The organism is Pseudarthrobacter siccitolerans, from assembly GCF_001046895.1.
GTDB classification, from domain to species: Bacteria; Actinomycetota; Actinomycetes; order Actinomycetales; family Micrococcaceae; genus Arthrobacter; species Arthrobacter siccitolerans.
The window spans coordinates 127,768-141,057 of the sequence record NZ_CAQI01000025.1 but is presented as its reverse complement, the minus strand read 5'-3'; the positions used below and the strand labels follow the sequence as shown (position 1 = coordinate 141,057).

Annotated in this window: 18 protein-coding genes and 1 pseudogene; 18 read left to right on the top strand and 1 reads right to left on the bottom strand. The window is 63.3% G+C overall.

Annotated features, from left to right (window positions below):
- Positions 1–5 precede the first annotated feature (5 nt).
- From ARTSIC4J27_RS01165 to ARTSIC4J27_RS01090, 18 genes and pseudogenes are all read left to right on the top strand, one after another.
- Positions 6–617, top strand: a complete 612-nt coding sequence (locus ARTSIC4J27_RS01165) for a deoxynucleotide monophosphate kinase family protein (RefSeq protein ID WP_050053373.1) — start codon at positions 6–8, stop codon at positions 615–617.
- Positions 618–727: 110 nt separating this feature from the next.
- The gene (locus ARTSIC4J27_RS01160; RefSeq protein WP_050053372.1) at positions 728–1,309 is read left to right on the top strand and encodes a hypothetical protein; all 582 of its coding nucleotides are present in this window, start codon (positions 728–730) and stop codon (positions 1,307–1,309) included.
- 229 nt (positions 1,310–1,538) lie between these two features.
- On the top strand, positions 1,539–2,363 hold the full coding sequence (locus ARTSIC4J27_RS01155; RefSeq protein ID WP_050053371.1) for a hypothetical protein: 825 nt from the start codon (positions 1,539–1,541) through the stop codon (positions 2,361–2,363).
- Positions 2,364–2,375: 12 nt separating this feature from the next.
- Positions 2,376–2,744 carry a DUF4406 domain-containing protein gene (locus ARTSIC4J27_RS01150; RefSeq protein WP_083435243.1) on the top strand — a complete coding sequence of 123 codons (369 nt, stop codon included), beginning with the start codon at positions 2,376–2,378 and terminating at the stop codon, positions 2,742–2,744.
- Positions 2,741–3,145 carry an LAGLIDADG family homing endonuclease gene (locus ARTSIC4J27_RS01145; protein ID WP_050053369.1) on the top strand — a complete coding sequence of 135 codons (405 nt, stop codon included), beginning with the start codon at positions 2,741–2,743 and terminating at the stop codon, positions 3,143–3,145. Before ARTSIC4J27_RS01150 ends, ARTSIC4J27_RS01145 begins: the two co-directional genes overlap by 4 nt.
- 131 nt (positions 3,146–3,276) lie before the next feature.
- Positions 3,277–3,987, top strand: a complete 711-nt coding sequence (locus ARTSIC4J27_RS01140) for a recombination directionality factor (RefSeq protein WP_050053368.1) — start codon at positions 3,277–3,279, stop codon at positions 3,985–3,987.
- 2 nt (positions 3,988–3,989) lie between these two features.
- Positions 3,990–4,115 carry a hypothetical protein gene (locus tag ARTSIC4J27_RS23360; protein WP_268794366.1) on the top strand — a complete coding sequence of 42 codons (126 nt, stop codon included), beginning with the start codon at positions 3,990–3,992 and terminating at the stop codon, positions 4,113–4,115.
- Positions 4,116–4,187: 72 nt separating this feature from the next.
- The gene (locus ARTSIC4J27_RS01135; protein WP_050053367.1) at positions 4,188–4,517 is read left to right on the top strand and encodes a DUF7455 domain-containing protein; all 330 of its coding nucleotides are present in this window, start codon (positions 4,188–4,190) and stop codon (positions 4,515–4,517) included.
- A 2-nt stretch (positions 4,518–4,519) separates the two neighbouring features.
- Positions 4,520–4,762 carry a glutaredoxin domain-containing protein gene (locus ARTSIC4J27_RS01130; protein ID WP_050053366.1) on the top strand — a complete coding sequence of 81 codons (243 nt, stop codon included), beginning with the start codon at positions 4,520–4,522 and terminating at the stop codon, positions 4,760–4,762.
- The gene (locus ARTSIC4J27_RS01125) at positions 4,755–4,961 is read left to right on the top strand and encodes a hypothetical protein (RefSeq protein ID WP_050053365.1); all 207 of its coding nucleotides are present in this window, start codon (positions 4,755–4,757) and stop codon (positions 4,959–4,961) included. Before ARTSIC4J27_RS01130 ends, ARTSIC4J27_RS01125 begins: the two co-directional genes overlap by 8 nt.
- Positions 4,958–5,401, top strand: a complete 444-nt coding sequence (locus tag ARTSIC4J27_RS01120; RefSeq protein ID WP_050053364.1) for a hypothetical protein — start codon at positions 4,958–4,960, stop codon at positions 5,399–5,401. Before ARTSIC4J27_RS01125 ends, ARTSIC4J27_RS01120 begins: the two co-directional genes overlap by 4 nt.
- 397 nt (positions 5,402–5,798) lie before the next feature.
- A complete protein-coding gene (locus ARTSIC4J27_RS01115; protein ID WP_050053363.1) occupies positions 5,799–8,333 on the top strand; it encodes a phage/plasmid primase, P4 family in 2,535 nt (844 codons plus the stop codon).
- 125 nt (positions 8,334–8,458) lie between these two features.
- Complete coding sequence (locus ARTSIC4J27_RS22665) at positions 8,459–8,614, top strand: hypothetical protein (protein ID WP_161799516.1); 156 nt, start codon at positions 8,459–8,461, stop codon at positions 8,612–8,614.
- A 48-nt stretch (positions 8,615–8,662) separates the two neighbouring features.
- Positions 8,663–8,748, top strand: a pseudogene (locus ARTSIC4J27_RS01110).
- Between the two features lie 36 nt (positions 8,749–8,784).
- Complete coding sequence (locus ARTSIC4J27_RS01105) at positions 8,785–10,695, top strand: DNA polymerase (protein ID WP_050053362.1); 1,911 nt, start codon at positions 8,785–8,787, stop codon at positions 10,693–10,695.
- A complete protein-coding gene (locus ARTSIC4J27_RS01100) occupies positions 10,692–11,003 on the top strand; it encodes a DNA ligase LigA-related protein (protein ID WP_050053361.1) in 312 nt (103 codons plus the stop codon). The genes ARTSIC4J27_RS01105 and ARTSIC4J27_RS01100 overlap by 4 nt, the downstream gene beginning before the upstream one ends.
- Complete coding sequence (locus ARTSIC4J27_RS01095) at positions 11,000–11,317, top strand: DUF7169 domain-containing protein (RefSeq protein WP_050053360.1); 318 nt, start codon at positions 11,000–11,002, stop codon at positions 11,315–11,317. Before ARTSIC4J27_RS01100 ends, ARTSIC4J27_RS01095 begins: the two co-directional genes overlap by 4 nt.
- A 245-nt stretch (positions 11,318–11,562) precedes the next feature.
- Positions 11,563–12,348 (top strand): sigma-70 family RNA polymerase sigma factor, encoded by a 786-nt coding sequence (locus ARTSIC4J27_RS01090; RefSeq protein ID WP_050053359.1) that lies wholly within the window; start codon positions 11,563–11,565, stop codon positions 12,346–12,348.
- 95 nt (positions 12,349–12,443) lie between these two features.
- Here ARTSIC4J27_RS01090 and ARTSIC4J27_RS01085 read toward each other — a convergent pair whose 3' ends face one another.
- On the bottom strand, positions 12,444–13,289 hold the full coding sequence (locus tag ARTSIC4J27_RS01085) for a hypothetical protein (RefSeq protein WP_050053358.1): 846 nt from the start codon (positions 13,287–13,289) through the stop codon (positions 12,444–12,446).
- Position 13,290 lies beyond the last annotated feature (1 nt).

Here is a 13,290-nt window from a genome sequence, read left to right as displayed (position 1 = left end):
TCAACGTGAAGCACACCCCGCTTATCGGTCTAATCGGCAAGAAGCGCACCGGCAAGGACACCTTCGCCGCCGTCCTCGTCGAGAAACACGGTTACGAGCGAGTCGCCCTAGCCGATCCTCTCCGCGAGGCCGCTCTCGCTCTCGATCCGATCGTTGGCACCTTCCCGCTGAACTCCGAGGGCCTGACCCGAGTCCGCGAGTGGCGGCTCTCCGACGTGATCGCGGAGCTCGGCTGGGAGCAGGCCAAGGACTACGTCCCTGAAGTCCGACGAACCCTCCAGAGGCTCGGAACCGAGTCGATCCGAAGTCTCGACGATCAGTTCTGGATCAGGACGGCGTTCGCTCGAATCGACTCTCTCCGCGAGGCCGGAACGCCGGTAGTCGTGACCGACGTTCGCTATCCAAACGAAGCGGACGCGATCCGGAAGGCTGGCGGTTATCTCGCTCGAATCGTCCGCGACCTTCCTGACGACGGCGACGCCCACGCCTCCGAAAGGGCTCTCGACGACTACCGCGAGAATCTCCGCATCCCTAATAACGGCTCAAGGAGTGACCTCGAATACATGGCTCGCTCACTCGGCATTGATCTCAAATTGATCTACGCCGCTATGCACTAGAACCACTCAAAAGCCCCGGCTCTCCTCAGGGAGGCCGGGGCTTTTTGGCGTTTGGTTAGACCTTCAAGAGAAGTGGCGTAAGTCGCCTTGCGAGCGATAAGCTACAGAACATGAATAACGCAACACGCTCTCTCGCGGATATTTCGGCTGACGCTTCCGGCCAGATTAGCGCCTCCTTATCAGCCCCGGACAATCAGCGAACCGAGAACCTGAAGGCTGCGGCTCGCGCTCTTGTCGAGGGCCGCGAGCACTTCTACACCCGAGAGGGCGAGCCTGACTGGCTGGGCCGCACCTACGCCTACCGCACTTGGGTACGCGAGATCATGTCGAAGGCGCACGTTCCTGGCGACGAAGTAACGAACCTTCAGGCGGCTATCCGCTACCACTCCGGCAACGTTCTCCGTGACCGTCTCTCTGGCGAACAGATCGAGTCTCTAGGACTCAAAAAGGCGAGCCCCCGCGAGCGTTCCGTCGAGCAGCGCGAGCGAGCTGCCGAGACTCTGAACTACTTTGCCGGAGGCCCTGAGATCACGGAGGTCGCCGACATTCAGAACATCTGCAAGCTGATCGAGACGGCGTTGCACCGTGTAAACGCCGCAACGATCAAGGGAATGCCAGCGAAGGCCCGCCGCGAGGCGAAGGCGGCTCTGCTCCGAGTCGCCGAACGCGCCGAGGAGCTCGCGGGAGGATGAGCCATACGACTTACGAGTGACGAAGTGACGAAAGTGACGGCACTTCGCTTTAGTGTTTAAGAAGCTCTCTCTCTTAACACTGAATCTAAGAGAGCATCACTTTCGTCACTTCGTCACCGACCGCACACCTCGACGGCTCCCAGCACCGTCGGGGTTTTTCTTTGAGCAGATCCCGGCCCCTGGCCGACTCCTCTTGTGTCCCTGATCCCGACACGAGAGGAGCGTCTTAGTGACGACCCCCAAAGTCAGCACCATCAAGCGAGGCGGCGCCCGCTTCTACGTCAATCCCGACGACGGCAAGATCAAGGTCCCCGGCGTGACCTCGATTATCGGGATGCTCCCCAAGGAGTTCCTCCGCTACTGGGCCGCGAAGGAAGTCGCTCAGACCGCCGTCGACGAGCTCGGAACCGTCGTCTCTATGGTCCTCCGCGACCCGTCCGCCGCCGTCGACCACCTGAAGAAAGCGCCGGATCGCAACACCCGCAAAGCCGCCGACACCGGCACCGCCGCGCATGACCTCTTCGAGCGCATGGCAAAGGGCGAAACCCTGGGCCGCGTTCATCCCGACCTGGAGCCCTTCGTCCGGCACTTCGACGAGTTCCTAACCACCGTGAAGCCCGAGTATCACTTCATGGAGGAGACCGTCTGGAGCGATACGCACGAGTACGCCGGTAGCTTCGACGCCTTCGCCGAGATCGACGGCGAGAAGCTCTGGATGGACAACAAGACGACCCGCTCCGGCATCCACGAAGAGGTCGGCATCCAGCTTGCGGCGTACCGCTTCGCCGACTCGATCATCCGTAACGACGGCGGGCGAATCCCCATGCCGAAGGCCGACGGCGGCGCCGTGCTCCACGTCCGCCCTGAGGGCTGGAAGCTGGTCCCCGTCCGTTGCGACGAGGAGCTCTTCGAGATCTTCCTCCACCTGCGTGAGATCTTCCGCTACGAGAAGGAAATCAAGAGCACCATCGTTGGCCGCGAGGTCGCCAGCGGACCTGCCGAGGCGACCACGTCCGGATCCAAGCGCCGCGCTCCCCGCGCCAAGGCCATTTAGCAGTTTCCTCTCATGAAACTCTACGTGGCAGGCCCAATGACCGGCTATCCGCGTTGGAACTTCGACGCCTTCGAGCGGGGAGCTTCGGCTCTCCGCTCTGCGGGCTTCGACGTAGTCTCCCCGGCTGAGATCGACCTCGCCGAGGGCTTCGACCCCGACGCTCCCGCCGAACTGTTTACACGCGAGCACTTGATCGCCGCACTCCGGCGCGACTTCGAGCTCGTACTCCAATCCGACGGCGTCGCCCTCCTCGACGGCTGGCGCCACTCCAAGGGCGCTCTGGCCGAGCGAGCGATCGCCCGCGCCGCTGGTATCCCCGCCCGCCCCGTCGCTCTCTGGCTGGCTGACGGGCCCACTGTTCAGGAAGGAAGCAACAAATGATCCACGGCAACCGCGACGACCTCCTCTGGCTCGCCGGCCTCCTCGAAGGCGAAGGAACCTTCGACGCCCACCGCGGCAAGTACCCGCGTATCCGCCTTGCCATGACCGACCGCGACATTGTCGGGCGAGCGGCGTCCCTCATGGATGCAAAGATCCGGCTCTCGCTCCACACTGCCCCGGCTAAACCAACGTGGCACACGGAGCTCTCCGGCCAGCGTGCCGCAGAGATCATGGGCCAGATCCTCCCCTTCATGGGCGCCCGCCGCTCCCAGAAGATCGCCGAGGTCCTGGCGACCCACCACTTCCGCCAGAAGGCCGCTGTAGCCGCTGGGAAGTGCTCAACTCCCGGCCCTCGGGTAGTTCGCCCTGCCGGCGTCGCTAAGCCGCTCACAGCCGCGTAAATCGCCTTCCACAAGTCGCCCAAAGTTTTCTGAGCAACGGGCGACTCCTGGCCGACTCCTCCACTGCAAGACCAAGGGCCTCCGGCCCGCCTGACATTCCAAACGAACTTACGGAAGGAACCACAGAACTAATGGGACTCAACATCTTCGGTAACGACCCGGCCACCCAGCCCCGCCCGCGCAACTCCTTCAAGGACGACATTGTTGGCCGCTTCCGCTCCGGTCACCAGCTGAACGGACGGCCCGCCGCCCTGAAGGAATGGCGGATTACGACCGGCGATCCCGAGGTTGCCGACGAGATCCATGCCCTCTTCGGCGGCGACGCTCCTCAGACCTGGGAGGCCAAGGGCGAGGACAACATCGAGGTCTTCACCGCCTCGAACAAGATCGGCATCATCCTCGAATCCGCGAACGCCCTCCGGCAGAAGATGGTCCTCTGGAGCCGCGCCGGCAAGCTGATCCAGTCCGGCGACGGGCAGACGATCGACTACCCCGAGGACCGCAAGGGCGAGCCTGACCCCGACGCTCACCTGAGCTTCCAGGAACGCAAGGCCAAGGCCCGCGACGGCTTCGGCGCCGAGCCTCAGATCGAGGTTTACTTCCGCCTGGCTGAGAACCCCGACCTGGGCATCTTCAAGTTCCAGACCGGCTCTTGGAGCATGGCCTCCGATCTGGCCTACAACGGCGTCGAGGACGAGCTCGCGGACCTGATCGCCGACCACGGCAAGGCCAAGGCAATCCTCGAACTCGAAGAGGTCAGCTTCGTCGCCAAGAACGGCCCGCGCGCCGGTCAGACCGTCTCCTACACCAAGCCGGTCCTGACCCTGAAGGGCGCCGCGTAGTCATGGGCACTATCGCTGGCATCGTTTGGGCGTGCATCGTCGCCCTTGGCCCGATCGAGCTCGACTTCTGGACCGAGATCGGCCTGATCTTCGTCGGCGCCGTCCTCCTGAACGCTGCTGACAAGTAACCGCCTGGACCCCCGCTCTGGCCCTCACCGGCTGGGGCGGGGGTCTTCCCTTACATCTGGAAGGAACCCCTCGTGAAAATCCCCGTAGAAGCTCCTGCAAGCGAGCCGACGAAAGTCGTCGTCAAGAGCTCGAATCTCGCCCCGGCCACGCTGACCAACGCCGACCGTTGCGACAAGTGCGGCATAGCTTCCCGCGCCTACGTCGCCGTCATGATCGCGGTCAGCCGCGAGGGGCTCCTCCCGCTCTACTTCTGCGCCCACCACTACAACGAATACGAGCCAATCCTCCGCGAGAAGGCCGTAATGACCGTCGACGAACGCTGGCACCTGGAAGCCTCCGTCAAGGCCCAGAAGTCCGACGTTCCCGCCTACTTGAACACCGTCCGCCGAGGAGGCATCTGACCTTGGAAATCACTGTTTACACGCGCACCATCTGTGGCCCCTGCTTCATGACCAAGAAAAAGCTGAAGAAGCACGGCCTCGCCTTTACCGAGCTCAACGTCGAGGAAAACGAGGACGCCGCCCAGTTCCTCCGCGACGCCGGCTACACCGAGGCCCCCGTCGTCATGACGAGCGACGGGCGCGAGTGGACCGGCTTCCGCCCCGACCTGATCGAGGCGATCGCAAAGGAGCTCGGGAATGGCTGACCTGATCGAGCTCGATCTCCGCTCCCGCATCAGCTCGCTCTACCGCGAGCACCCGGCCCTGAACGGCATCGACCCCTCCGGCTATTGCTGTGCCGAATGCTTCAAGCATGACCTCGCCGGAGCCTACGGCTGGAGCGCCGTCGACGCCTGGGAGCAGATCCAGACTCTCCAAACCCGACTAGCCCTGGGAGGCAAATGAGCGCCGCTAAGGCCAAAGGAACCAAATGGGAAACGGACCTGAAGCGATCGCTGACCGCATTCTTCGGCGGTCGCTTCGGGCTCGCCCCGCGGCGCGTGGCTCAGGAAGGCTTTACCGACTCCGGCGACATCCAGGGGATCTCGCCCTTCGTCGGGCAGGCCAAGAACTACAAGTCGTGGGAGGACGCGATCAGGCTTGGCCTGGACGGCGCCGAGAAACAAAAAATCCACGCCGGCGAACCCTACGGCGTGGCATTTATCAAAAGAATCAGGAAGCCGGTCGGCGGCGGCTATGCCGTCATGACGGTAGCTACGTGGGCCCGCGTACTTCTACGACTACGTCGGGCCGAATCGTATTTGCGAGAGGCGTCCCCGTACCTCTACCGCAAACACTCCGCCGAGTGCGAGTCCGACGCTGAAGGCGACTTCCCGCGTGGCTGATCCGGGGAAAGCTGGCCCGTCCCACTTCTAAAACGGGCCGGTTTTCCTCAGACCGGGTTACTGGAGCTTCGACGCTTCAGGAACCCACCGCGTATAAGACCCATCGGAGAAAACTGCCATATAGGCACTCTCCGGCCCGTCGAGGATCGGAAGCAGGATAAACGTCGACTCTTCCTCGGCGGGGCGCGGGATCAGATCAACTGAACCCGTAACCGGCGGCTCACCGTTCATTTTTCTCTTTTCACTTTCCCCACACGCGAACACCATCTTGCTCGCGCTGCGTGCTTCGTCTTACGCGAGACAGCTTACCCCAAAGCTCTCCCGCCGTTGAGCAACCGCTCCTGTCTGGCCGACTCCTTTTCCGAAACCTCATCCCACCTACTCGATAGGAGGCCCAGTGACACTCGCTGACCTGATCGCCACGCTCGACGATGTAGAGACGACAGGCGACGGCTACCTCGTCCACTGCCCCGCCCACAACGACTCAAAGCAGAGCCTTCGGCTGACCGTCTCCGACACCGGCAAGGTCCTCCTGAAATGCCGCGCCGGATGCAAGAACGCCGACGTGGTCAAGGCCCTCGGGCTCACCATGCGGGACCTCGCAACCATGACCGCTGGCGAGGTCGACTTCGCTTCCCGCGCCACCTCTCAGGACGTGCCCGCCTCCCCCGCCGACGTAGCCGCCCTGGCCGTCCAGCTTGACGGCTTCGCCGCCGCCCTTCAGCGGGCAATGGAGGACGATTCTCCGGCTCTCGAAGCTCAGCAATACGCCGCCGAGCGGTTCGGAGTCTCAGGAGCCGACGCCGTCCGCCTTGGGCTGGGCTACGCCGGACCTGCCAAGTACGACGACGAGCGGAACCTGATCGAGGGGCTCCCCGGTGGGCCTCGCCTCGTGGTCCCGTTCCGCGACAAGGACGGCGTCCCCCGCGGCTTTCAGGCCCGCTCCCTGGCGAAGGAGGCTTCCGTCCGCTGGCTCGGCCCCAAGAGCCCTGACGGCGCCTCCTGGGCCAAGATCGGCTACTTCCCCGGCTCCGCTGGCTTCGACGAAGTCCTGATTACCGAGGGCCCCGGCGACGCCCTGACGGCCTCCTGCGCCCTGGGCTTCGACACGATCGGAATCCGCGGCGCCGGCCTCTCCTCGAACCCCGCCGTGCTGAACGACCTTGTCACCATGCTCGGCGACCGCGAGGCCGTGATCGCTGGCGACGGCGATCCTGCAGGCCGTCGGTTCTCTGCACAGCTGGCTGAGGCCCTGGTCGCTCGGGACCTCCGCGTGAAGGTCCTCGACCTCCCCGACGGGCTGGATCTCACCGACTGGCGCAATCAGAACCCCGACCGCTTCTACGCCGAGGCTATCCGCGCCATTGCCGAGGCCGAGCCGGTCAAATCCCGCACTGCCGCCCTGCTGGCATGGGACGAGGAACGCTACAGCCTGACGGATCTCGGCGGCGCCCGCTACCTGCGGGACTACATCGAGAGCCTGGGCTCCGGCGTCCGGTACTCCGAGGAAGTGGGCTTTTTCCTACTGGAGGAAGGCGTCTGGAGGAAGGACGAACGGCAGGGAGTCCGGACCCACGCCCAAAGCGTCGCCGACCTGCTGAAGGACCTAGCCGCCGACGCCACCGAGCTCGCCCAGATGGACGGCGCCACGAAGGAAGACAAGGCCCGCGCCGGAAGGCTCCGGAGCTACTCCAAGCACGCCCAGACCTCCCGGGGGCTGGACGCAATGCTCCGCGAGCTTCAGGCCGTCCACGGCGTTCCAGCCAGCGTCGGCGACTTCGATCAGCACCCCGACCTCCTCGCGTGCCGTAACGGCGTCGTTGACCTGCGGACGGGCGAGCTCCGGCCTCACGACCCGGCGCTCCTGCTGACCCGCCGCGTCGACCTGGACTACGACCCGAACGCCCGCGCCCCTCGGTGGGAAGGCTTCCTCGAAGAGGTCTTCCCGGCGTATCCGGAGCTCCCCGCCTACATGCAACGGCTCGTAGGCTACGGGATCACCGGTCACACTTCGGAGCAATGCTTCGCTGTGCTCTGGGGGACCGGCGCCAACGGCAAGTCTGTTTACACGGACACGCTGACGGAAGTCTTCCGCGAGCTGACCACCACGACCCCATTCTCGACCTTCGAGGACCGGGCAAGCGGCGGCATCCCCAACGACCTTGCCGCCCTGAAGGGCGCCCGCTTGGTCATGGCCGCGGAAGGTGAGCAGGGCCGTCCTATGGCCGAGTCTGTCCTGAAGCGCGTCACTGGCCGCGACCTTATCGCCGCGCGTTTCATGCGTAAGGAGTTCTTCGAGTTCCGGCCCACGTTCCTCCTGAACCTGGCTACGAACTTCAAGCCCTCCTTCAAAGGGCAAGACGAGGGCCTCTGGCGCCGCGTGAAGCTGATCCCCTGGGAGCGATTCTTCAAGCCCGAGGAACGCGACCACCGGCTCGGCGAGAAGCTCATGGCCGAGGCTCAGGGCATCTTCACGTGGGCTGTCCAAGGTGCGATCACTTGGTACAAGACCGGCCTCCAAGATCCGGACATCATCAAGAACTCGACGAAGGAATACCGGGAAACCTCCGACGCCCTCGCCGGCTTCCTCCCTGGCGTCTTCGTCGCGGACAACTTCGCCGGACGAGTCGACGGAAAGGTGCTTTTCGACGCCTACCTCCAGTGGGCCGACGAGGAAAACCTCCCCGCCAAGGAGCGCTGGACGCGCCGGACATTCTTCGGAGCCCTCGAAGAGCGCGGCCTCGTGAAGCGGAAAACCAACAAAGGCATTGCCTTCGACGGTATCCGCCGCGCACGGCAGACGGACATGGTCCCAGATCACGCAGAACCCGAGCGAGCAGAAGAGGACCCGCTGGCCGACTCCTCTATCGAAACCGAACCCACACCCGAGGTCCACACCATCAGCGGCGCCGACCTCGACTCAGTCATCTAGGAGAAAACAAGCATGGATCTCGACGACGACGTAGATCTCGAACTCGACGAACGCGAGTACATCTGTCCGGAATGCCGCCTCACTCACTGGCGCGGCGCTCCGGACCCTTGCGATCGGAGCTAGGCGTGGACCTCTGGAATACGCCGATCTTCGACCAAGTCCGGAGCCTCTACCCCGAACTCGAATGGGCTCAGGAGTACGAAGTGCTCCGGACCTGGGGAGGCGACGAGCTCAGGATGATCCCCACGAGCCGCCTCTACACCTTCCCGCTCCCTGATTGATACACCGCCCCTCCCCTCGTGACTGGACTCCGGAGGGAGGGGCGTCCAGTCCGTATAGCTCAGCGTGGCAGAGCGGCCCTCCGGAGACGTCCGGAGCTAGGGCAGGGACGCCGGTTCGACCCCGGCTACGGACACTATCCCCCGTTTACACGACCTTAGGAGGCTGTGCCTTGATTACCCTTGCCCACACAATCGCGGGCGACGACTGCCGGATCTTCATGCCCGAACGGCGGCAGGATCTCGCGGGCTTCGACGCCTTCCTCTCTCAGGGCGACAAAGTCCTGGGCCTCGATACCGAAACGTCCGGCCTCGGCATCTACGAGAACACCTTCAAGACGCGCCTCGTCCAGATCGGCAACGCCGTCGAGGCTTGGGTCCTCCGCGTCGACCTCTTCGCCGACCTGATCGTAAAGGCCCTGCGGCAGAAGCGGCACTTTGTAGTCCACAACGCCGCCTATGACCTTCAGGTAATCGACCGGACGCTCGGCGTGAAGATCGAGGAGCTCGCGGATCGCGTCTTTGATACGCGGATCTTCGCCCACCTCCTCGATCCCCGCACGAAGTCCGAGGGCGGCGCCGGCCTCCACCTGAAGGAGCTTTGCGAGATCTACGTCGACGACCAAGCCCCCGACACCCAAGAGGGCCTGTCCTCGATCTTCCTGAGCCTCTTCAACGCCTGGAAGAAAACCGTCTCGAAGGAAGAGATCGACGCCTTCGTGACCTACGCCGGCAAGCGTCCACATATCCCCTTCGGCTTCGCAAATATCCCCATCGACCACGAGCTCTACGTCCGCTACGCCGGACTCGACGTGATCCTCGTGACCCGTCTCTTCTACGAGCTCGCGCCGATCATCAAGGAACTCGGGCTCAACCCGCTCTCCAAATTCGAGCATCACCTTCAGGGCCTCATTGCGATCATGCAACGCAAGGGCATGAAGCTTGACGTGAACTACATCAAGCAACTCCGGCTCGACCTTATGAAAGAGCACGAAGAGTTCAGCCTGATCGCCAAGCGCTACGGCGTGGACAACATCAACTCCACCGACCAAGTCGCCGCGGCGCTGGAGGGCATGGGCGAAATCCTGACCGAACGGACGAGCACCGGCAAGCCCAAGGTCGACAAGGCCGTTCTGTCCGTCCTGGCCGACCTTGACCGGGAATGGGAACGGATCGAAGCCCGCGAGCCTAACCCGCTGGCCGACGCCGTTATGCGGGCCAAGAGGGCGAGCAAGTGGAATACAAGCTACGTCGACGCCTTCCTGAACTACCGCGACCCCGACGACCGGCTTCACGCCTCGATCGGTAGTCTTCAGGCCCGCACGGCTCGAATGTCCGTCTCGCGCCCGCCGCTCCAACAATTGCCCTCCGGCGATTGGAAGATCCGGCGAGCCGTCGTCGCCGACCCCGGCGAGCTCCTGATCTCGTCTGACTACGACCAGATCGAGCTCCGCGTGCTCGCGGCCCTGGCTGACGTACCGGCCATGAAACACGCGATCGAGACGGGCGTCGACCTTCACGGCTACACCGCGGAACTGATCTACGGGCCGGAGTACACGAAGTTCCACCGGAAGCTCTCCAAAGGAACCGGCTTCGGCAAGGTCTACGGCGGCGGCGCTGAAACCCTGGCACGGCAGACCGGCGCCGATATGGAAGCCGTGAAGCACGCGATCGCCGAGTATGACCGGGTCTACCCCGAGATCAAGCGCTACTCGAAGAAGCTCCAGAGCCGAGCCGAGTTCGGCAAAAAGGAAGTCGTGACCGTCTCGGGCCGGCACCTTCCCCTCGACCGTGACCGTCTCTACTCCGCGACGAACTACGTGATCCAGTCCACCGCCCGCGACATTCTCGCTCAGGCGATCGTCGACCTCTTCGACGCCGGCCTCGGCGAGTACCTGCTTCTCCCGATCCACGACGAACTCCTGGCTTCGGCACCGGCTGACATTGCCCACGACGTAGCCCACGAGATCGGCCAGATCATGAGTGGCATGTTCTACGGCGTGCCACTGAGCTCGACCGGCGAAGTCACCGGGAAGAACTGGGGCGCCGCCTACGGCTCCGATCCAGAGGCAGGTATTTGGTGACCGTTTACACGCCCGACGCCGTCGCCCGCCTTATCCGTTGGCGGCGGCATCAGGTCCTCGTCCACTCGATCCTTTACTACCGCTTCGACTCCCCGATCATTTCCGACCACACCTACGACTCACTCGCTCAGGAGCTAATCCAGCTTCAGCGCGACTACCCCGAAATCTCCGAGAGCGTCGACTACAAGCTGGACGCCTTCCGAGGCTTCACGAGCTCCACCGGCTACGACCTTCCGCTCTTCTCCCCCGGCGAGGTTGTCGTCGCTAGAACCCTCCTCAAACTCCGCAACGAAAGGACCGACTCATGACCGACAAGCTGACCGAAGCCCTCCGCGCCGTCACCGCTGAAAGCCTCCAGATCATCCGGCTACTGGACGCCGCGGCAGAGATCCAGTGGGAGCCCTCCCCGGTCCCGAAGCCTCGCGAGGACACCACGCAGCGGGCCAAGGGAGGCCACGGTGACCCGACCGGGGACATTGTCCTCGACGCCCGCCGTTTGGCCGTCAGAGAGTCCTTCACCCGCGCAGAGCGGGCCCTCGCCGACTACCTCGCCTTCCTTCGGAGCACCCGCCAGGAGCTCGCCCGAGCGGTCGAAAACTGGAACGGCGAGACGGTGGAATAGCCCCCGCAACCAGCGAGCGCACCGTTGAAGTTACAAGTTGATAACGGTGCGCTCAACGGTTTGCGTATGACGACTTGCGTGAATATCTTCTTTGTCACAAGCAAGAAATCTATAGCAACCACCATAGAAAACCCCTAGTCAAAGGACGAAGTTAGGGACCCCAGGAGGGTCGCCTGATCAATCCCTTGCTCCCAAAAACAGGTAGTCGCGCAAAGCGACATACGCAAACAGAAAGAGACAAAGAAATGCACAACGCAACCGAGATCTTCAACGCCACCGCTGAGCTCCGCTTCGAGTCCGTCGAGGCCGAGCGCGAGGCGATCGCCGCCGCCAAGCAGGGTGACAACGCAGCAATGGAGTCTCTCCTCCGCGCCTACGCCTTCGCTATCAAGAGCGCCGTCTCCCGATTCCGCGCCGAAGGCGCCTCCGCTACCGCCGACGAAGAAGATCTCCGCTCCTCTGCCCTCCTGGGCTTCGTCGAGGCCGTCAACACCTTCGACCCCGACAAGCACGAGCGCCTGGCCGCCGTCGTGAAGAACGTCCTTGCCCGCACCCTCCGCGAGGAATACATGACTCCGACGGCCTTCAGTGTTCCGGACCGGACCCTGACCCGCTTCTACGGCATCCTCCGCAAGGCCGAGGGCAACGTGTACGAAGCCGCCGCCCTGGCTCCCCAGTTCGACATGAGCCGCGAGACGTTCTTCGCCGTTCTCTCCGCGGTTCGCAATGTCGACACCCTGGACGGCGCCCCGAACTCCGACGACGAGCTCCACGGCGACCTGACGGCCAGCGCCCGTCCGCTCTGGGACGGCGCGGCCAGCGACGCCGAGGACGCGATCCTAATTGCCACCGCCTTCGAGGCCGTCAACGACCTGGAAGAGGAGGTTTGCCGGCTGGCCTACGGCTTCACCGAGTACGAGCCCGTACCGGACGCCGAGATCGGTCACCGGCTCGGCCTCAGCCGCCAGAAGACACAGCGGACCCGCTCCTCCGCTCTCGGCAAGATGCGTCAAGCTTTGGCAGTCGCGTAAGGCGACACACGCTAAGCGCTTTTATTCGAGCCCCGGTGCTTATGTGGCACTGGGGGCTCGACGCTTTTCCGGCAGCAGCCGTGATGTGGACCGGCTTAGAGCAGGTGCCGGAGCCGCGCCGCTTCAAGCAGGTCATTCTGAAAGTCACCCAGGGTTGCTCGGGTGTACATACCGTCAATGTCTCGGGAAACCCACTTATCGTGAATTTTCGCCAGATCAGACTTCCGCCGATTCCAGCCGATCCCGTCAATCACAGCCATAACGTATTGGTTCGGCCGGCGAACGGAGGCCATCGACTCGATCTCTCGAACTGCATCGCCAAGCTTGCTCCCCGTTGAGTCGAACCCCTTCGCAGCAACAACGATTTGCGCGTCAGATCCTTTTCCAGGGATAGCTAGGTCGAATGGGGCCTCCTGGCCGTCGCGCCCCACGAAGGTTCCCCGCAACTCGTAGGGAAGGCCGAGTGTTTTTGCAATGGCTTCTATTTCGTCTTCGAGCTTTCTGCCAGCGTCAGAGGCTCGCTTCGCGAACGCTCTTGTACCCGCCCTCGCCACCAAAACGTCACCGAAGTCGTAATCTCGATTCAGCTGTCCGGCAAGCAGGGCTACCAGGCCAAATGCGTCGTCCAAGTACTCGACTAGCTCCACGGACTTGTCACGCGCCAGCGTGACGTAGCCGGAAGTGCCAAGAGCATATTTCAGGTTATTGAGCAGCTTTTCCTTCGAAAGCCCAACAGAGAGGCCCAGGGCTTCCACGTATCTAGGACGAGTGCTGATCCACTTCGCCAAGCTCTCCTGCGATATTTCGTCCAAGTCCGCCAAGTCTGCGGCGGCTTTCTTAATCAGAATGCCGTCCTCGGACTCAATTGTGGGGTCGGGGTGACTGGACTGGGCACCCAACGTCGCCATGTACTCGTCAAGAGTGGGAATGGAGAGCGGCATC